Raw genomic sequence first — 19,300 nt, forward strand, 5'->3', positions numbered from 1 at the left:
CCACGTTATGAGCCGCGCAACATCTGGGCTCTCTCTCTTGTATAGGCCATGGCCGCGCTCTCAACCTTACTGCTTTTGCCACACCGCTCTCCTCTGAGCTGGCGAGACGGTGGCATGCCTAATGTGTCACAATGGTAGGAGTCTAACTGCGCCTGCAAACAGGCGGGGGAACAATCGGAGAGTGGAAAGACGACGTCCATTGAGCGTATTGCTTCGTTGCGCATGTCCTCATAAGAGCAGGTCTCCATTTCCTGAATTTGGATTGTTTTCCGTCCTGGAGATTGGGCGGTGATGACCCCAACGCTGTTGGAACTGGAATTGGCGGAGACAAACGCGCTCATTTCCGTATGCATCATGCCGTGCGATCCGGTTGTGTTTGAACAGCCTTCTGCGCATACGCAGGGTGCGTCTGCCGCTGCGTATGGTGGCGCGGATTTTCCCGGTGGCCAATCTGGATTTGCCATGCGGCTGAAAATGCTTAGAGGTTTTTCGTCCGGTTTTGGGTTTTCCCCTCTACCTTTGTTGTAGAACGCGGAGGCTGGCACCATGTGGTGGCCAGTCTGTCCTGGACAAGGACAATTGTTGGTGCCGGAGCCGCCGTAGGGAGGCAGCTGGCATGCCAGTGCCGCCAAGCAATCATTTTGCTGAGCCTTGTTTGAAATCTCGATGACATCCGCATTGTCTTTGAAATCACCTTGATCGGTGGAAATGGTCGTGTTGTAGCCGTCACGGGTGCCTATTTCCTTGGCCCGCTCGCCAACTTTCTTGTCTAAGCCTGTGCTTTTGCAGACTTCGTCCGTTGTCTTGCCATCGCAGGCCTCAGCAACTTTTCGCTTTTCACTTTCACAGGGGTCAGGACTTCCCGGCACATGGGGTTTGCCAATCTTAGGCCAGGGGGGCGTGTTGGGGGGCGAGCCGTGATTGTCGGTTTGAATATCGGAAAACCGGGTGACGTTCTTACCCTCGGCCTTCACGTTCATCGAATAGGCTTGAGAGTAGGCTTTGCCGGTGTTTTTGGAGCTGATTACGCCTTTTTTCGCAGCGCAGCCCGCCTCATCTCCGGTTGTCTTACTGAAGTAAGAAGAGTTTTTCTGATTGACAGTTTTGCCGCCGATTTTGACCGACCCCGTGCCTTTGTCGGTGTCTCCATCCGAACCGAAGTTTGGATAAGGTACTGGCACGCCAGGTGGAGTGGCCGGGTTTTCTGGAGGGGTCATACAGACGTCGGGTGTGGCGGCGATGACCTTGTTGGCCTGTGCCTTGCAGCTGACTTCGAGGCTGTTGGCAAAAACGGTCATGCGGCATCCCCCTGACGAACATCTCCTCGGTTGGGCGTTTGGAAGATTGCGGCGCCGCAGGCGCCATCATCGCCCGAGCCTTCGACCATGATAAGATGACCATCTGCATAGCCTTTCTCAAAAGCTTCAAGCCCCCAGGCCACCATCAAAGGCACAAACGCAGCGCCAATGTTGCCGAGACAATCCGCCGGGCTCCATATTGGTTGAGGATCACGGTGCAGGCGCATGGTACGCTGCATCGACAAGGCACTCTGTTTGAAGAAAAAATGTTCCCCGGAGACATCAGACAGTCGAAAATCTATCCGCCCAAAATCCTGTAGGGCTGACATTTCCAGGGCGTCCCGGTAGGCTTGTGTCATGCCGTCTGCACGCAAGGGTATGTCTAGCCCGTCTTTGTCTAATCCGTTGTAGAGAAAAGCCTTTTCTCGGGTGAGGCCAAGCCCAGCCAATGCAAAATGTGTGGCTTCTCCGGCGGTGCAGAGAATGGCGGCAGCAGCTTCTCCTGGGATAAACCCATTGGCGTTCTCGGCCGTCAGAAGACGGTTTTCACGTAAGTAGTGCGCGACTGTTGGGCCGGTCAGAAGCGTGTCTGCGCCAACGATCAGAACGTGCTCAGTCTCACCGTCCTTAAGCGATCGTCTCGCCCGTTCCAGCGCCACAAAGCCGGAGGGGCGCCCATGGGTGACCACTTGGCATTTGGTTTGGGGGGGGAGGCCCGCGAATTTCAGAACCTTTTGGGCAAAACTCTCGGGATCACGCACTGGACGACCGGGGCGCTCATGTTCCGCCAGACAAAAAATCACCTCTAGGTCGGCTTTGACAGATACATGCTCCGCCAATGAGTCAACGACGGCACCGGCAGCCAGATGGGCAAGACGCTTTTCTCCAATCCAGTTTTTGGGCAGCGGCACCGGTGCCCCTAGCAACCAATCGCCGCCCGGCACGACAAACTGAGTTTCTGCAAAGCCGTCAATCGCTCCGCGTAAGGCCGCTGCAGATGCGGCCCGGTTTAAGCCAACAGCCGTAACCATGCCCGCGGAGATGATATTAAGGCCAAGTCCTTTGAGTGTCGTCATGACAAGGCCTTTGTGTCTGTTTCCGTTGGGATGGGCGTCTCGCCCGGCAGACGGAAGCGTCGGCCGCGTGGATGGTAGGTTTTGCCTTGCCGTTTTGCACGCTCAAGACCTTTGGCTGGAGCTCCGATCCATGCCTCAGTGATTTCAGTGATGATGCGCTTTAGCGGCACGTCCACACGCCAAACCATCGACATCCGCCGGGCCTCGGTATCAAACAGCAGCGTGTCCGGTCGCACAACGCCAGAATAGGCTTCCTCCCACCCACGAAATAATCGAACAGGGAGATCGGTTTGCGGCAATTGGAATTGCTCGCGACCTTTTGGCGTGAGGTTGAGCGTGGTAACGGGAGTGCCTGTGACAGGTGGTGGGATCTGCTGATCTTTGTCTACCTGCTGATAGTATCGCTCGTCAAAATCACGGGGCAAGAAAGGAAAAACTTCATCTTGCCACTTCTGGTCGTAGGTACCCGCCCATTTCAGCCGATCTGCGTGGGCACGGGAAATCGGCCCCAGCGCCATAGGCCGGTAGTCTTCATAAGGCGAAGTGACTTCAATTCCGGGTTCTTCGGTCAGAGGCAGAGGCTCACCGCTGAGGCGCTCCTGATTGCGCGGCGTTGCAAAGCCGCGTCCTACAGGGTTGGCTGCGTAAGAGTGCGGGTTTTCCTCATCTGGATCGAGGTGATCGGTGCCGCCAAAAGCGACATCATAAGAAAAGGGTAAGCGGCTGAATGGATAGGGATCAGTGGCCATGATTGCCGGGCCGACAACCCGCCATTCACGATGCCCCACCACCACCAGCGTTTTGTGCCAATCCCCAACACGTATGCCAACTTGCACCCGTTCGGCCCTTTGCCCGTCTGGGGCATAGGCTGAGCCTTGAACCACCACATCACAGGCAGGCTTACGAAAGGCAAAATCGGTTTCCCACAAGGTGGCGGAGTACCCAGGCTCTCCGGTGTGTTGATCTGCCATTACCAGTGGTGTCTGCTCTGTCTCAGGCAGAAGGCGCATTGGTGCTCCGGGATTGTCTGGGAACGCCCAAGTGCCTTTGATCACCAAAGAGAAGTATTCCCGCCCGGCCACATCCATGCCCATGGTGTGCTGATGCAAATAGCCGTGGCGGTTGTAGACTTTCATCTCTGTCCGCTCCCGAGGTCACTCAAAATGATAAGAAAAGCCATCCTCTCCGCCGGTGACCGTGACTTTGGAGAGCTCCTTGCCCTCCAGATTATGGTTGAGGATGCGGCGGCTTAATTCGGGCATCAGCGTGTTGGTCAGGATGGCGTCGATCATGCGTCCGCCACTTTCAATTTCCGTGGCGCGGGCCTTGATTACATCCATGGCGCCTTCGCCGATCACAAGATCCGCCCCGTATCCTTCGCCCAAGCGCTTGGCGATGGATTTGAGTTTAAAACCTGCAATCGCCTCGATCATCGAGTCCGACAGCGGGTAATACGGAATGGTAACTACTCGACCCAGCAGGGCGGCGGGAAAGACCTTGAGCAAAGGCGCGCGTAAAGACTGGTTCAGTTCGTCCATGTCAGCCGGTTGTGCGCCGTTTTCCGTCATGGCCATGATCTCGTCAGAGCCAACATTGGAGGTTAGCAGGATCAGGGTGTTTTTGAAATCAATCCGACGCCCTTCACTGTCATCCATCATGCCTTTGTCAAAGACTTGAAAGAAGATCTCATGCACGTCGGAGTGGGCTTTCTCGACCTCATCCAACAGCACAACTGAATAGGGGCGGCGACGCACCGCTTCGGTCAGGATGCCGCCTTTGCCGTACCCAACATAGCCCGGAGGCGCGCCTTTGAGGGTAGAAACCGTGTGGGCCTCCTGGAACTCTGACATGTTGATGGAGATGATATTGTCTTCGCCGCCATACATCAGTTCAGCCAAGGCCAATGCGGTTTCTGTTTTACCAACGCCAGACGGCCCGCAAAGCATAAAAACACCCACGGGTTTCTCGGGAGGTTTAAGGCCCGCAGCGGAGGTCTGAATGCGGTTGGCAATCATCTCCATTGCATGATCCTGACCCACAACACGTTGAGCAAGATCTTGGGCTAAACAAAGCGCGCGCTCAGTTTGGCTGGCCATCATCCGGCCCATGGGAATGCCGGTCCAATCCTGAACCACACTTGCCACTGCCTGTTTGTCGACAGCTGGCAGAATGAGGGGCGTTTCTCCCTGTGCATGTGTCAGGGCTGTCATACGTGCGCGCAGAGTGGCCAAGGTTTCTTCGCGGTCAAAGGGGGGCGCTGCAGCTGCGGTGGCGTCGTTTGCCGCTGAAGTGCCGTCTTCGGCTGGATCCTCGGGATCCAGCTCAGCAGGGTCAGCGTCGCCGATGTCTCCGGTGTCATCCACCGCCGCACCCGCGCCACGCAATTGCGCGCGTAATTCCAGGATTTCTGCGACCATGTCTTTTTCCGCATCCCAACGCGCCGTGGCGGCGTCAAGTGCACTTTCGGCCATTTCCAGAGACGCTTCTACAGCTGCCTTGCGATCCCCCACGACGATGCCAATCGCTTCTTCGCGTTCAATGATACCCTCCTCTATCTCCAACGCTGCGAGGCGGCGTTGAATGTCCTCAACCTCTGCCGGCGTGGCGTGTTGGCTGACCGCCACCCGTGCGCAGGCTGTGTCCAAGAGGGAGATGGCTTTGTCCGGCAATTGTCGAGACGGGATGTACCGATGAGACATCTTCACTGCGGCTTCGATGGCTTCATCCAAAAGTTCGACTTGATGGTGCTTTTCAAGGACGCCAGCGACGCCGCGGCACATTAGAACGGCCTTGTCTTCATCCGGCTCTTCGACCTTCACGACTTGAAAGCGGCGCGTCAGGGCTGGATCTGGTTCGATGTGTTGTTTGTATTCCGCCCAGGTCGTGGCCGCGATGGTGCGCAGTTCGCCGCGTGCCAAGGCGGGTTTGAGCAGATTTGCTGCATCACCTGTTCCCGCGGCTCCACCCGCACCAATGAGAGTGTGGGCTTCGTCGATGAAGAGGATGATGGGCGTGTCGGAGCCTTGCACTTCGTCAATCACCGCCTTCAGGCGTTTTTCAAATTCGCCTTTGACGGAGGCCCCGGCTTGCATCAGTCCGATGTCGAGCATCTGCAGATCGACATTACGCAGCTGGGGGGGCACGTCACCGCGCGCCAGGCGCTGGGCAAACCCTTCAACCACCGCCGTTTTCCCGACGCCTGCTTCCCCGGTCAGGATAGGGTTGTTTTGCTTGCGACGCATCAGAATGTCGACGATCTGGCGGATTTCAGGGTCACGGCCCACCACAGGGTCCATTTTGCCATCACGGGCGCGTGCAGTGAGATTGGTTGCGAATTGCGCCAGTGCGGATTTGCCACCCGGTGCTTTCTTGCCTGCAGGTGCTTGATCGTCAGCTTTGGTGGCTGGGGCTTCAATGGAGTCTGCCAGTAAATCCTCAAGCTGTGCGGCCATTGCGGGGCCATCCAGTTTGTCGAATTCAAGGCTGATCTTGAACAACAAGCCTTCCAAAACGGGAACCTGTAGAGCTCCTAGAAGGACATAGGCTGAGCGCACGGTGTCGTCGCCAAACTCTAATGAACCAAATTGCCAGGCTTCCTGAATGGCGCGGAAGATATGGTCGGAAAACTCCTCAACGGACCCTGCGCCGTGGCGGAGGGCGTCAGTAGCGCGCAGCACATCGCCGTCAAACGTGTGGCGATCTACACCCGCCGCCTCCAGCAAAAGTGCAAAATCCGACCCGTCGGTGTCAGCCAATTGGGTGATAAAATGCACAAGCTCTACATAAGGATTGCCGCGGCGTTTTGCGGCCTGGGCGGCTTCTGAAAAGGCTTTCAGACAAGTTGGATTGAGCTTGCCCACAAGCTCTTTGCGTTTGATGGAATCCTGCGACCCGCGTGAAGACATATCAAAGTCCTCCGAAAAAGGGATGACGACCAACAGCGATGAAAAAATAAAATTCAGGTATACTGAGCATATTAGCCGCGTTTCGCATTTGAATCGACACCTTTGAAATTCCGCCCTCTTGTTAGGAGCTTTCTATGAAGACGCCTCTGCCTACGGATATTTTTAAAGTTGGTCAGATATTGAACAACACCTATGAAATTAAGGGTGTTTTAGGGCGCGGCGGAACCGGTGAGGTCTATCTGGCGTGTAATCAGATCAATAACCGAGAGGTGGCGATTAAGGCGTTAAACGCGCAGTTCTCGGGCAATGAAGACTACGTCGAATTGATGAAACGCGAAGACCAAATGCGGTCGATTCGACATGATGCTGTCGTGCGATACATCGAAGTTTCCAAGTCTGATGACGGGCACGTTTTTCTGGTCATGGACTATATTGACGGGCCTTCCCTCAATAAGATCATGACCGAGCAAGGCATGTCTGAGCGCGAATTGCTGATTGTTGCGCATCGCGTGCTTGAAGGTTTGAAAGCCACTCATGCTGAAGGCATTATCCATCGTGACTTGTCTCCGGATAACATCATTCTGGCCAATGGATTTCCCGAGAAAGCGACCATTATCGATTTTGGGATCGCCAAAGATACCGCCGCTGGCGCGCGTACAATTGTCGGAAACGAATTTGCTGGAAAGTATGAATATGCGGCACCCGAACAACTGGATGGTCGCGTTGAATTTCAAACCGATATTTATGGTCTGGGGGCAACGCTGCTCGCCGTGTGGCGGGGGGTAGTCCCGGATTTGGGCGCGATGCCCGCTGAAATTGTCCGTCGCAAAGCGAACCGGTTGGATACCGAGGGTGTACCCGATCCGCTGAAGGAACTGATTGATTGGACCACCAGCCCTGATATGAGCAAACGTCCAGCAAGCGCGGCCGCGGCGATCACTTGGCTGGAAGGGAAATTGCGACCCAATCAACAGGATGAGAGCCAGAACGATGTCTGGAAAACACGGTGGGGGAAACTTGCCCTGGTGACAATCTGCGGCCTGGGGGGCGCAGCTGGTCTTCTCTGGTACTTGGACGTTTTGACGCCAGAGTTACCCACTGCGACCCCTTATGAATTCCTTGCCGTTTACGAGTCAGACGGCAAAGCCCTCATCGAGTCTCATGTTCCAGATGACGCCTCCGCTGATCTCTTACGACGCGCTTTTCGCGAAGCAACGGGAGTGGCTCCCCCTGAAGGCAGCATGACTTTGGCGCAAGGTGCGCCGTCTCCACAATGGGCTTCAGATGTGGCCGCGCTTTTGAAGATTGCATCAGAGCTTGAAGGGTGGCGTGTGTCTCTAACAGACCTTACCGCGCAAGTTGTTGGTGTAGCCTCAAGTAGCCAACAGCGGGCAGAAATTGCCGATGCGTTTGCTGCTCAGGCACAGTCCTCCAAAATTTCAGTAGAGACCGATTTGGTGGCAGGGCCGGTTGTGTTAGGTGCGCAATCATTGATCCCACAACTGGCAACAGTTGCGACGTGCGGAGCGCTCTCGCTTACGCGTGATAAGGACGCCAAATATGCGCTTTTTGATGATGTCTCTGTTGTAGGCGACGTCGCCGGCGTCGAAGACGCCTTGGCCATTCAAACCCGTATTGAACCTTTGATTGGCGACCGCCAACTCAAGGTAGAAACACGGGTTTTAAATGACGACCTTTGCGCCATACGTGCCGTGCTTCCGCAAATTTTGGCCCAAACCGTTTCCGTACGGCTTGGGCAGGGCGATACCGGAGAAGACTCTCTTTCCGGTATTTTTACGACCGGCGAAAACCCGGTGGTCGACATTCGAATGCCTGCAAGCATAAGCGGTGCATCTCTTTGGGTGATGGTCGTAGATAACACTGGCAAGGTGTTTCATGTTTTACCGAACGTCTACGACACTGAAAATCAAATTGATGCCTTGGGGGAAGTGGTCGCTGGCATTCGCCAAATAAGGGTTCTTTGGCCAGTTTCAGCTCTCTCTCAGGATCCAAGAAAGTTCGCGATCGAAGTGACGGAAGGGGACTACGGAAAATCTGAAGTCATTGCTATTCTGTCAAAATCCCCCCTGTTTGAAATCAGACGACCAACAGAGGAAAGCGTGGCATCTGTGGCGGCAGCGCTTGAGGAATTGATGGCGCATCGGGCCGAGGACATTCTGGGCGTGGCAACGCGTATCATAGATGCGCGGCCTTGACTGGTGATGAGTGCGCTCGAGCTTTGCACAAGCTTTCCGGCAATCGCTTCGCGCTGGGCCGAGGCCGAACGGCATGACAAGTTTGAAGGGCGCGATTTGAATGAAAGGGAAAAATTGCGCTTATTGATGGCGCGGCCGCTTGAGGTCGAAGGTGAATGCCTGCCCCAAGGATTTTGCTGCAAGGTGAGAATTTGAGAGAATTATGCTATTTTGAGCCAGTTAATTTGTGGGAGGTTGTTTTGGATCTCAAATTTTTTGCTCTCCGGTCTAGAGCTGTTCTTGGTGCCGTAAGTGCTTTGGTGTTGGCAATCTCAATGGCGCCTACCAACGCAGAACCTTTGTTCAATGTCACCGTTACGAGCAATGGCACTACGACGGAAACGTCCTTCACAAATGCCGTTGATTTTATTGATCAAACAACCACGTCGGAAGGCCTAACAGGCCTGAATCCCGCTTACACAATTTCTTCGATCGCCACAGTGATGGGAGACTTCCGAGGGGTCGACTACTCCCTTACATACCCTGATAGGGGATCTACGCTGATTTTCGAAATACCCGATTTGGACATCAGTCAAACGTTTTCGGAGGCCACTCGTGAAGCGAGCGAGGATGCATTAGACGACTATTTGGTCACTAACCAAGACAACATTCTGACAAGGCTTGGCGAGTTCTTAGTACGGACAACAGCGACGGATCCTGTCGCCGGCAACCCGGCGTCATTGCAAGCGAACATGATCTCCAGTGACTTTGGTCTTGGCTCAGGCTTTGGCGGGAACGGTAGTGTGAAGGTGAATGATGACAACACTGTCGAAGAGACGTCTGGTGGCATCCCTGGCTTAGCAGCCCGCTTGGGGCGGTTTTCAGTAGACGGGAATGACGGCACAGTAATTGAGCTGCCTCTTTCCTATGTGAAACCACTGGCGGATCCGCGTTGGGCGGTCGTTCTGGAAATGCCGCTGACCTATGTCGATATTGGTGGTTCGCAGTCCTATTCGGCGTCTCTTGGAGGTGGCTTGCGCGTTCCCGTGTTAGATAACTGGTCCTTGACCCCAAGTGTGCGTGTTGGCGGCGTGGGATCAGACGATTTTGGGGCATTTGCCTTTATGTATTCGGGTTCGGTCACATCCTCATTCCGGTTCACAGCCATGGGGCTGGATTTTAATCTCGGCAACATGCTCAGCTATATTTCTACGACTGGTAGTCCCAATGACGGAGAAAAAAGCCCAGATTATGATCTGCAAAATACAGTGACTCGAAACGGTTTGTCAGCGTCGGGACGCACTAACTGGCGGTTGTTCGATCAGCCAACCACTTGGGAAGCTTCCATCGTCAATACGCAGATTTTTGGCGATGACATTTACATTGATAATTTCACTGACTTTGCCATTTCGCTTGGAACGGTGCAGTCGCGGAATGGGTTGACATGGGACGCCGCGCGACTTGGCATAACTTACACGATTGGGAACCACGGGTTTAAAAAGGTTAACGTCAATTTTGGGTACAAGTTTTAGTTTGAGTGTCAGCGCCTTGTTTTGGCCAAGTAAAGGCTGCTGACGCTTATTCGTGTGAGGGGAGGATAAACAGGTGTCGAACGCTGGGACATCACGCCCAGAGACCCGAACTAAAAGGGGATTAAAAGCCGCCGCGGTCTTTTTTGCAGCGGCAGTGATCTGGCAAGTTTCGGCCCTCGCCGCATTTGCCTCGGACAGAGTTGCGTTGCTGGTTGGTAATGGAAACTTTGATAACCCAGCGCTGTCTCTTGCCAATCCATCCAATGACGTAAACGATTTGGAAGCGGCGTTGTCTGCTTTAGGATTTCGGGTGTCTGTTTTGCGGGATGGTACGCGTCAGCAGATGTTGGAAGAGTTGTCTCGATTTACAATCGCGGCCAAAGGCGCGGAAGTCGCGCTGTTCTTTTTTGCGGGGCATGGTGTTCAGTATACGGGGGAAAACTACCTCATAGGTCGCGATTTTTCAGTTGCTGAAACGCGCACTCTTCTGAGCAGTTCCGTAACGCTTTCTGAAATTCGTCGCGCTTTGGAGCGCGCCCGTCCGAAGACTGGATTGATCTTTGTTGACGCGTGCCGGGATGCTCCTTTTGACATTGCGGAAATTGAGCAATCGGGGTTGGCGCGAACTTCGGGCGGGGCGGGGCTTATGTTTGTTTATTCAACGGATCCGGGCAATGTGGCCTTTGACGGTGCGGGTCGAAACAGCGTCTTCACCGCCGCTTTGCTTGACCATATTAAAACACCAAACTTGGATGTACGTCTCTTGATTGGTCGGGTCAGGCAGCAGGTCGTGATCAAAACAGCGGGCAAACAGGTGCCATGGGTCGAGGAAGCTTTGCTAAACGAGCTAACGTTTGCTCAGACCGAGGGGCTATCCGGTCCCCGCGATCCGGTGGTCGCAGATATGCAGCGTTGGCAAATGGTCGCGCAGGATGGGAGTCTTGAGGCTGTTCAAGGATATTTGGCGACATACCCAAATGGTACGTACGCAGACATCGCTGCTTCGATTTTGGCTCTTGGAGGCAGCTCGGCGTCAAAAGCCGCTTCCCAAACATCATTGGAAATTGTGGGTGACAACCCGGATGCGGCAATTGCTGCCTTACAAATGCTTGGGTTTGTGCCGCCCGACATGTCGCCAAAGACCTTTGGTGATGCTGAACTGGGAGCGGCTTTTGAGCGGTATCAGTCTACCGCTACGGCAACAGGAGATGCTGATTTTGGCAGGATGATAGACGACGCTACACGGTTGTCGATGATGTTGGCCTCAACCACGGCGCAACGGATGCGTACCGATCTTGTCGCCCTGAACGGAGTCGAACGCACTTTGACTATCGCAGAAGATGCCTTGAGGGACTTTGAGGCTATCGCGGCGGGCAACGATGAATATCTTGCAGAGTTGACACAGGCGAGGCGCGATGTGGCAGCAATAAGGGACGCGCGGGACACCGTATTGGAACGATTAGACGGCAGCCGGCAGTATTATCGCAGTTTATTGGATCAGTCCGTTTTGTTTGTCCCAGAAGACGCCTCACTTGCTTTGCTTAACTTCAGCGGGGGCACACGTGGTGCGCTAAACGTTAATCAGCGGGCGATGGCCGACACGGGCCAGTTTTTGAAACATGTCCACAGTTCCAGAATTTCCGAGGTGGGCAGCATGTTCTGGCTCACCGATTTTCTCCCCAAGCAGAAAGAGTGAACCGATGCCAAAATTTCGTATGTCGCCCGCAATTACCGTTGGCCTTTCAGTGTGCCTTTTGTCTGCTTGTGAAACTTCTGACGATCCTGCTGACGGCGGTTTTGTCTCCGGAGTTGCGGGCATCACCTCAGGTACATACCAGGCGCGAGTGGACACCCTCGAAGCACAGGCCGCGGCGGAACAGGAACGCAACGCGGATTTGAGGCGACAAATCAACGCTGCGGAGGCTGATTTGTCCTACCAGCAGTCCAAACTCAAAGTGCAATTGGCGTCAACGCAAGGGGTTAGCAGGCAAATGTCCAGCGAAGTCAATCGCGTGATAACCTATGTGCCGCCGACGCAAAACTCGGACGCCAAGCTTTCGGACTTGCAGCGTACCATCGCGGAGGCCAAGTCTCTGAGCGTCGAGTTGGCGCAGCTCTCCAATTGAGTTTGAGACTATAGATCAACCGCCAGGGCTTCGGCCACAGAACGCATCTCTGAAATACGCTTGCTTAAAGTTGCCATTTCCTGGTTCATGGATGCAGTTTGGTATCCCTGCGACGACAAAATCGAGCGGGTTTCGGAAAAGAGCTCATTGTAGTTTTCTCCGACTTTTAGGGTTTCCGCTGCCTCGCGGGACAAACGGGCATCCCGCGTCGCGTCGGGCTGCGGTCGGTTTTGTTTTTCTTTCAGGGCGGCACGCATCGCTTGAAGGCTGTCTTCCATTCTGGCGTTGGTGCGCTGAAGGTCCGAAAAAACCTCGGTAAGAAGGCGCTCTTGTTGTGAGTATTTTTGCTGTAGTGACCTTACGTATGACCCTGCCGTGACACCGGCCACGAACCCAATTTGTGCCCCTCGGAATCCACCCTCGGACCCGTCAATTAACGCGCCTATTGCCGCGCCGGCGGCTGCACCAATCAGCGCGCCTTCGCCAACGGTGCGCTGCAAGGCTTCTCGACTTTCCCTTAGTTGTTTTTCTGAATCTGTCTCTGGTTCCCAGGTCATCACCTCGCCGCTGTCACAGGAGGCCAAGACAAATGCGCTTCCGAACACCAAAAAACAGCGTCTTCCGATAGTATTTTCCATAATCCCAATCCTCAAAATTCGATCGTGCTTTGTGGATGTCAATGAGGAAGCGATGATCTTTCCCTTGACATAGTCGTGGAGAGAAATGTCCCAACGATGCTTTGCAAACGCGCTCAAATTGCGCTGTTTGAAACCATCTTACACCAAATCGCGCGTCACGCGCAGGAAATGGGGTAACTCATTTTGGATATTGTGAGATCTTATAACAGATTGCCGCTCCTGCTTGACGCCGGCGCCAGTGGGATACACTCATCCGGTTTGATCTGACAGGTTTTTTGGCACGTCGCATCCGCCCAAAGAGGGGAGACGAGACCGCCACGAGGTTGAGCGATCGGGTGAACAATATCTGGACCGGACTGGACGGCTTGAAGGGCGAAGACAGCGTTGCTGAACGATGTCGGCGTGAGGACATAGCTGGGGGCCGCGACCAAAGCGAGCCAAAAGTTCCTCGAAGTTGGGAGGAACTTTTGGCACGAGCCGCGGCGCGGACCTGGAAACAGTTGGGCGCAAAGTGCAGCGCCGTGTGGCTCGCGATTTTGGAGTAGGTGGTTGCAGAACAGATCCTTGAACTGCGCCAGCTTCACCGTAAGTCCACACTTCCGCATCCGGCAAAATCAAACATGTCCATACAGGAAAAAACGTTACCCCAGATCAGTTCCTGAACGCCCAGGCTACGTCAGGCGCCTCTGAGGAGCAGCTCCTCGGGGGCGATATCGACCTCAATTCCCGGTTGGTCTAGACCGCGCAAAAGACCCTGGGTCATACTCCCTGGCCGCGCTCTTACCCATAACACCTTGGTTTGAGCTGAATGTTACTATCGTGATTCGGTTAAGGTTATTGCGCACCCCAAGAGAGCATCCTTGGAGATGAGTAACTGGCTAGCGCCCCTCAACGTCCTGACGTTTACACGTGGTGTGTGTAGGCGAAAATCAGTCGATTATTGAAGAAAATGCGTCTAAACAATCACTTGCAGAGGCATGGCTGCTGGAGTGGCCAGTTTGGGGATGGGGAACATGACGCGTAGCAAACCTGTTCAACTCGTGTTGGCGCAGAATGACACAACGGTTTTGCAAACCAAGGAAGTTGATATTCGCGTGTCCAAGTCGACGAACACAGTGCCATCCGGAAACCAGTGGGGGCTAACGCACTTTCAAACCCGCGGCCCAGATGTTGTGGAGGTCAAAAGTGATCGCGATCCTGGCTATTTGTTCTCCTTGGTCCGCCTGTCGGGGGCGTTTGGCGTCGAATTGGATCACGGGGTCACCTATGATGACGCCTCGACGGGATTGACACGCCCGTGGAAGGCGGACGCCCGGTTTCAGTTTTTTACAGATGACAGCGAGATTTTCACAACTCTGGCGCCTTATGATGTCGTGGGGCAATGATTCGGGGATCGTCTTCCGAAAGAGCTTCAGGGCATCATGTGTCTGTCAAAGCGGGAGACCATCCATAGGCCCTGTGCCACGCCAGCACATGTGCTCTCTGCGTTGCGCGGCGCGCTGTTGAGCCCGTCGCCTGTGCGGCCAATGTTGGTTGAGGCGTCGGCGATGCAACTTATGGCGCATCGGATCGAATATTTCTGTCGCGCAGAGCATCGCGCCGTTTCAGTCCGGGAGGCGCAGGCGGCGCGGGATGCCCATGACTTTATGTGCCGTCACCTCCAGAGATCTCCGACCGTGGCGGAGATCGCAGCAGTTTGCCGAATTCCGGCCCGCCGCCTGGAATTGGCTTACCGGGACGTCTTTGGGGTTAGCCTCTACAACAATATGGTGACGTTACGTTTTGATGCCATGTGCGCCGCTTTGCGGGAAGGTGTGCCGGTCAAGCGGGTGGCACATCAGTTCGGCTATGCCAATCCGAGCAACTTCACATACGCCTTTCGGAAAAAGATGGGAATGCCACCGCGTCAATGGTTGCAGCATTTTGGGCGGCACTGAAAAAGCGCCTTTCTGAGGCCCCTTGGGGCAGGGATCAACAGTTTTTGCGGGATTTCAACAGTTTCAACGTGTGACCCATCTGCGGCTGTCCTCTAGTCTGTGTCGGTGCTCACGGAACCTGCTGCATGTAGAAACGGCAGCGCCGCCTGGGAAGACTTCGTTGGAAACCGGTAGTTCGGTTGCGGGGAGGTCTTTCTGTACGGCTGGCGTCACGCAGGACAGGAGCGGAACCAGATTGAGGCAATTGCAATGGCGGAAAAGTGTAGATCTGTCGCGACGATGGGGAAACTGAGTTTGAGGTCAGCTGTCAGGCGACGGCTGATAGCCAAGTAACCCCCTCACTTTCCATTCTTCTTTGGCGGGCCCGCTGTCGTTTTGTCTTCTGGTTTCATTCGGGGCAGGAGCGCGGTTGACCCGACTTTGAGCAAGCACACCGAGTCTCCCCAATGTCCTATTGCGCCTTTTTGCGACTGTGGCCGATGATTGCCTTTCTTGCGGCCTGCAAACCTCAGGCCACCGCTGCGCCGTCGTCGGACACAGTTTTGCGCAGCGTCAAAACCACAGCCGTTGTGATGCGATCCCGTTCTGAAACGCGTCACTACCCTACGGTGCTGGAACCCAAGTCGCTTGTGGCTTTGTCATTTGAAATTGGTGGCCGTGTCACCGACATCGACCTGCGCATCGGTCAGCATGTGGAGAAAGGGGAAACGCTTGCGACCATTGAGCCGGTCAACCTGGACATCCAGTTGGGGCAGGCCAGGGCGGCTTTGATCGAGGCGCGGGCCTATGCGGTGAATGCGCAGGAAGAAGCCGCGCGGCAAATAGACCTGTTTGAGCGCAAGGTTGTGTCAAAGGCGTATCGCGACCGGGCCATTACCACTTTCAAGCAAGCCAATGCACGTCTGGAGCAGATGCAAAGCAACGTGGATTTGCTACAAGAGACCCGTGATGATGCGGAACTCCGTGCGCCGTTTAATGGCGTCATTGCCAGTGTCGATGTCCAAGATTTTGCGGGGGTCCGTCCGGCGCAACCGGTGTTGACCTTATATGAAGAAGGCCACTTGCAAGCACAGGTGCTTGTCTCAGCTCAGGTGGCGCAGTCGCTTGAGATCGGGCGTGCCGTTTCAGTGGTTGCAACGGGGGGGCGTGCCGAAGCGCTACCGGCCCGGGTGACTGAAATTGGCAGAAGGGCGGCACATGTGGCCGCGTTTCCGGTTGTGATCACGCTGTCTGATACAAATTTTGAGTTGCGGGCAGGGACCCCGGTTGAGGTGGCGATTGACGTGCTGACAGGGCATGACGAAAAACTCCTCGCCTTGCCGCGCGACAGTTTGTTTGCACCGGGTGTAAGGCGTCAGGACGCGACGAGTTTTGAGGCGCAGGTGTTTGTGTTTGTTCCCAAGGGCGACATGTCGGGAACGCTGGATGCGCGTTCGGTGTCGGTTGTCGCAGCGGCCGGAGATCAGGTCTTTGTCACCGGGAGGTTGGCTGAGGGAGAACATGTGGTCACTGCCGGCGTTGCGTTTCTGCGCGACACGCAAGCCGTTCGCCGGTTTCAAGGCAGAGATCTATGAGCGCATTGACCAGACTCGGTCTGGAAAAAGAGCGGCTGACCGCTCTGTTCTTGGTTCTAACCCTAGCGCTTGGCGTCTTGTCCTATGCCGGCTTTCCAAAACGGGAAGACCCCACAGTCAGAACCCGAACAGTTGTGGCGATTGCCCAGCACAGCGGGCTGATTTTGTCCCAGATGGAAGCCCATATTGCGGTGCCCATGGAAGATGCCGCCCGCGCCGTGCCGGGGGTGGACAAAGTGGCCACACGGGTCAGCAACGGCCAGGTGACGTTGAAAATCCGCCTGTCCAATAGCATCGCACCAAACGCCTTGAAGTCTGTGTTTGATCAAATACGGGAAGAGGTGCGGGCAACATCTCCGGAATTACCACATGGCACCATCGGCCCCATCGTTTCGACGGGTTTTGGAGACGTGGCAGTTGCGACCATTGCGGTGAGTGGCCGGGGCTTCTCCCATCGTGAGATCGCAGATGCGGCTCTGGCATTGCGCGACCGGTTTTTTCAGAATACGTCGGTTGCCGCGGTGTCACTCTACGGGGTGCAGCCGGAAGTTATCACCTTGGAAGTGTCGCAGGCCAAGCTGGCGACAGTAGGAGAGTTACTGCCGTCCATTAAGGCGGCTCTGCAAAGTCAAAATGTGCATCTCTCCGGAGGCTCAGTGGTGTCCGGGACACATCGTATGTTGGTGCGCGTGACCGGCGCTGTGAACTCGATGCAAGACATTGCGGATGTATTGGTGGCCGTTCCGGAGTACGGCATGGTGCGACTGGGGAATCTCTTGACCGTGCGCCGAGGCTACGCGGACCCGCCTCAAGCTCCGGTGTTTCAAAACGGTGATCAGGCCGTGATCCTAGCGGTGGAGATGGCCCAGGATGTGGATGTGACGAAACTGGGGCCTGAGTTGCAGCGCATCACGGACCAATTTGCGCAGGATATGCCGGTGGGGTTGCAAATTGCGTATTCGACGTTGCAGTCCGACATTGTCAGCGCGACCATAAGCGGGGCGATGCTAAACTTATGGCAGACCTTCCTGGCTGTTTTACTCATAATGCTGTTCTGTTTCGGGTGGCGTGAGGCGTGCACCATTGCGGCCATCGTTCCGCTTTCTATCAGCTTCGCATTTTTGGGTATGACGGTTTTGGGCATTGAGCTACAGCAAGTCTCCCTGGCCGCCATTATCATCAGCTTGGGCTTGTTGGTGGACAACGGGCTGGTTGTTGTTGAGGATATTCAGCGCCGCATCCGTTCTGGTCAGGCAGGTGTGAAAGCCGCATGTGCGGCAGGTGGGGCGTTTGCGATGCCCTTGACTGTGTCTTCGGTCACAACAGTTGCGGCGTTTCTGCCGCTGTTCCTGCTGGATGGAAACGAGGGCACCTATGCATTCTCCTTGGGCATTGTGGTGATGGTGATGCTGATAGGGTCCTTGCTCTCCGCGTTGTACTTTTTGCCGCGGTTGGCCGTCTGGACCATGGGCTCGCGGGCACAGGCGGATAGAAAACAGGCTGCCTTTGATCGTTTGTCAGCTGCATATGCCGAAGCGGTTCGCTTGACGTTGCACGCACCGGTGCTGTTTCTGCTGTGTGAATTTCTTTTGGTTGGGGGCAGCCTGTGGCAGCTGTCTCGAGTGCCAAACCAACTTTTTCCGCCCTCTGACCGCCCCCAGTTTCTGGTGTATATGGACCTGCCCAAAGGGACCGACATTGCCGTCACTCAAGGCACTGCTCTGGCGTTTTCAGATTGGTTGCGTGCGGAAAACCCCGGCGTGGCAAACGTGTCTATTTTTGTCGGAGATGGTGGCCCGCGCTTTGTGTTGCCGATGGATCCAATGGAGGCAGATCCGGCAGCTGCCTTTATGCTGGTAAACACGGTCAGCCCTGCGGATGTGCGTCCGGTCATGCGCAAAGCACGGGACGCGGCGTTGGCTCGGTTTCCCAATGCAAGTTTTCGGATCAAACAGGTAGCGACAGCCGGCCGGGAACCGGTTTTGGACGTGCAAATTTCTGGGCCGGACACTGAAAGGTTGTTGGCTGCTGGTCGGGAAGTACAAGCTATGATCGCCACTGCGCCGGATGTGGTGCAAAACCACGCTAACTGGGGCAACAAAGCATTTGAATGGCGCGTTCTGGCGGCACAGGAGCGCCTGCGCGGACATGCACTTTCCACCCAGCGGCTCTCTTTCGAACTGGCGCAGTTTTTTGATGGGGTGCAGGTTGGCACGCTCAATTCTGGCCGCACGCCGGTGGATGTGGTGCTGTGCGGCGCTGGAGAAGACAGGGCCAAAGATCACGCCTTGCGGAACGCGGCGCTTATGGCGCAAGGTCGGGTGACTGGGCTGGATCAAATTTCAGAGCAGGTTCTCGATCCCAAACTATCCGTGATACATCGTCTCAATCAAAGTCGTACCTTAACTGTTTCCGCTAACTCTGATCAGATGACCACATTTGAGCTTCTGGCGCATGTGTCGCCGTCTTTGGATCAGTTGTCCGCCGACCTCGGGGCGTCCTACAAAATCACAACCGGGGGGAGATTGAGCTGGCGGCAATCGTGCGGGAAAAACTCGCCAAAGGCATGCCTTACGCGCTTGTTGTGATTGTGGTGGCGCTGATGATCCAGTTCAATTCCTGCCGTAGGGTGGTCATCATCATGTTGTGTGCCCCCTTGGTCATCGTCGGCGTGCCGTTGGCATTGTTTGTGACTGGGCACCCCCTGAGCTTTTTTGGCATGCTGGGGCTGATTGCGCTCTCGGGCATCATTGTAAACAATGCGATTTTGATGGTGGACCAAATTGACCGAGAGCGAGGGGTTTTGGACCTCCGTGAGGCCATTGTCGCAGGGGCACAAAAGCGGTTTCGCCCGATCGTTCTAACGTCACTGACCACAGTGGTTGGCCTTGTTCCAATGGCAGCGTTTGGCGGTACGCTTTGGGAGCCGATGGCCGCGCTGATGTTGGGCGGTCTCGGAGTTGCCTCCGTGTTCGCGCTGTTTGTGGTGCCATGGCTGTATCACCTTCTGTTGAAGTAA

15 protein-coding genes are annotated in these 19,300 nt (G+C 55.2%); 10 read left to right on the forward strand and 5 right to left on the reverse strand.

Annotation, left to right across the window (positions count from 1 at the left end; translation table 11 throughout):
• Positions 1 to 5 precede the first annotated feature (5 nt).
• From SIB92_RS00295 to tssH, 4 genes are read right to left on the reverse strand one after another with little or no spacing between them, the layout of a single operon-like run.
• Positions 6 to 1,298: a PAAR-like domain-containing protein gene (locus SIB92_RS00295; protein ID WP_412553935.1), complete on the reverse strand. Its 1,293-nt coding sequence runs from the start codon at positions 1,296 to 1,298 to the stop codon at positions 6 to 8.
• Complete coding sequence (locus tag SIB92_RS00300; protein ID WP_412553936.1) at positions 1,295 to 2,374, reverse strand: beta-ketoacyl synthase N-terminal-like domain-containing protein; 1,080 nt, start codon at positions 2,372 to 2,374, stop codon at positions 1,295 to 1,297. The genes SIB92_RS00295 and SIB92_RS00300 overlap by 4 nt, the downstream gene beginning before the upstream one ends.
• Positions 2,371 to 3,510 carry a DUF2169 domain-containing protein gene (locus SIB92_RS00305; RefSeq protein ID WP_412553937.1) on the reverse strand — a complete coding sequence of 380 codons (1,140 nt, stop codon included), beginning with the start codon at positions 3,508 to 3,510 and terminating at the stop codon, positions 2,371 to 2,373. Before SIB92_RS00305 ends, SIB92_RS00300 begins: the two co-directional genes overlap by 4 nt.
• 18 nt (positions 3,511 to 3,528) lie before the next feature.
• Entirely contained in the window at positions 3,529 to 6,279 is a 2,751-nt protein-coding gene (gene tssH, locus SIB92_RS00310) for a type VI secretion system ATPase TssH (protein ID WP_412553938.1), read from the reverse strand.
• A gap of 134 nt (positions 6,280 to 6,413) precedes the next feature.
• On the opposite strand from tssH, the gene SIB92_RS00315 reads away from it, so the two are divergent.
• From SIB92_RS00315 to SIB92_RS00335, 5 genes are all read left to right on the forward strand, one after another.
• Complete coding sequence (locus tag SIB92_RS00315) at positions 6,414 to 8,495, forward strand: protein kinase domain-containing protein (protein WP_412553939.1); 2,082 nt, start codon at positions 6,414 to 6,416, stop codon at positions 8,493 to 8,495.
• A gap of 6 nt (positions 8,496 to 8,501) precedes the next feature.
• Positions 8,502 to 8,690 carry a hypothetical protein gene (locus SIB92_RS00320; RefSeq protein WP_412553940.1) on the forward strand — a complete coding sequence of 63 codons (189 nt, stop codon included), beginning with the start codon at positions 8,502 to 8,504 and terminating at the stop codon, positions 8,688 to 8,690.
• Between the two features lie 44 nt (positions 8,691 to 8,734).
• Positions 8,735 to 10,006: a hypothetical protein gene (locus SIB92_RS00325; protein ID WP_412553941.1), complete on the forward strand. Its 1,272-nt coding sequence runs from the start codon at positions 8,735 to 8,737 to the stop codon at positions 10,004 to 10,006.
• 73 nt (positions 10,007 to 10,079) lie between these two features.
• Positions 10,080 to 11,702, forward strand: coding sequence for a caspase family protein (locus SIB92_RS00330; RefSeq protein WP_412553942.1), 1,623 nt, complete (start codon positions 10,080 to 10,082; stop codon positions 11,700 to 11,702).
• Positions 11,703 to 11,706: 4 nt separating this feature from the next.
• A complete protein-coding gene (locus tag SIB92_RS00335; RefSeq protein ID WP_412553943.1) occupies positions 11,707 to 12,132 on the forward strand; it encodes a hypothetical protein in 426 nt (141 codons plus the stop codon).
• 8 nt (positions 12,133 to 12,140) lie between these two features.
• Here the strand turns inward: SIB92_RS00335 and SIB92_RS00340 are convergent, their stop codons facing one another.
• A complete protein-coding gene (locus SIB92_RS00340; protein ID WP_412553944.1) occupies positions 12,141 to 12,770 on the reverse strand; it encodes a hypothetical protein in 630 nt (209 codons plus the stop codon).
• A 1,013-nt stretch (positions 12,771 to 13,783) separates the two neighbouring features.
• On the opposite strand from SIB92_RS00340, the gene SIB92_RS00345 reads away from it, so the two are divergent.
• From SIB92_RS00345 to SIB92_RS00365, 5 genes are all read left to right on the forward strand, one after another.
• Complete coding sequence (locus SIB92_RS00345) at positions 13,784 to 14,155, forward strand: hypothetical protein (RefSeq protein WP_412553945.1); 372 nt, start codon at positions 13,784 to 13,786, stop codon at positions 14,153 to 14,155.
• A gap of 141 nt (positions 14,156 to 14,296) precedes the next feature.
• Positions 14,297 to 14,707, forward strand: a complete 411-nt coding sequence (locus SIB92_RS00350; protein ID WP_412553946.1) for a helix-turn-helix domain-containing protein — start codon at positions 14,297 to 14,299, stop codon at positions 14,705 to 14,707.
• Positions 14,708 to 15,186: 479 nt separating this feature from the next.
• A complete protein-coding gene (locus SIB92_RS00355) occupies positions 15,187 to 16,281 on the forward strand; it encodes an efflux RND transporter periplasmic adaptor subunit (protein WP_412553947.1) in 1,095 nt (364 codons plus the stop codon).
• Positions 16,278 to 18,869, forward strand: a complete 2,592-nt coding sequence (locus SIB92_RS00360) for an efflux RND transporter permease subunit (protein ID WP_412553948.1) — start codon at positions 16,278 to 16,280, stop codon at positions 18,867 to 18,869. The genes SIB92_RS00355 and SIB92_RS00360 overlap by 4 nt, the downstream gene beginning before the upstream one ends.
• Complete coding sequence (locus SIB92_RS00365) at positions 18,848 to 19,300, forward strand: efflux RND transporter permease subunit (protein WP_412553949.1); 453 nt, start codon at positions 18,848 to 18,850, stop codon at positions 19,298 to 19,300. The genes SIB92_RS00360 and SIB92_RS00365 overlap by 22 nt, the downstream gene beginning before the upstream one ends.

The organism is Shimia sp. MIT1388, from assembly GCF_047124445.1.
In the GTDB taxonomy this organism is placed as follows: Bacteria; Pseudomonadota; Alphaproteobacteria; order Rhodobacterales; family Rhodobacteraceae; genus Shimia.

Coding starts and splice junctions, on each gene's coding strand:
- SIB92_RS00345 (WP_412553945.1), top strand. CDS start 13,784: ATGACGCGTAGCAAACCTGTTCAACTCGTGTTGGCGCAGAATGACACA.
- SIB92_RS00295 (WP_412553935.1), bottom strand. CDS start 1,298: ATGACCGTTTTTGCCAACAGCCTCGAAGTCAGCTGCAAGGCACAGGCC.
- SIB92_RS00300 (WP_412553936.1), bottom strand. CDS start 2,374: ATGACGACACTCAAAGGACTTGGCCTTAATATCATCTCCGCGGGCATG.
- tssH (WP_412553938.1), bottom strand. CDS start 6,279: ATGTCTTCACGCGGGTCGCAGGATTCCATCAAACGCAAAGAGCTTGTG.
- SIB92_RS00365 (WP_412553949.1), top strand. CDS start 18,848: ATGCCTTACGCGCTTGTTGTGATTGTGGTGGCGCTGATGATCCAGTTC.
- SIB92_RS00315 (WP_412553939.1), top strand. CDS start 6,414: ATGAAGACGCCTCTGCCTACGGATATTTTTAAAGTTGGTCAGATATTG.
- SIB92_RS00335 (WP_412553943.1), top strand. CDS start 11,707: ATGCCAAAATTTCGTATGTCGCCCGCAATTACCGTTGGCCTTTCAGTG.
- SIB92_RS00360 (WP_412553948.1), top strand. CDS start 16,278: ATGAGCGCATTGACCAGACTCGGTCTGGAAAAAGAGCGGCTGACCGCT.
- SIB92_RS00340 (WP_412553944.1), bottom strand. CDS start 12,770: ATGGAAAATACTATCGGAAGACGCTGTTTTTTGGTGTTCGGAAGCGCA.
- SIB92_RS00350 (WP_412553946.1), top strand. CDS start 14,297: ATGTTGGTTGAGGCGTCGGCGATGCAACTTATGGCGCATCGGATCGAA.
- SIB92_RS00305 (WP_412553937.1), bottom strand. CDS start 3,510: ATGAAAGTCTACAACCGCCACGGCTATTTGCATCAGCACACCATGGGC.
- SIB92_RS00320 (WP_412553940.1), top strand. CDS start 8,502: ATGAGTGCGCTCGAGCTTTGCACAAGCTTTCCGGCAATCGCTTCGCGC.
- SIB92_RS00355 (WP_412553947.1), top strand. CDS start 15,187: ATGATTGCCTTTCTTGCGGCCTGCAAACCTCAGGCCACCGCTGCGCCG.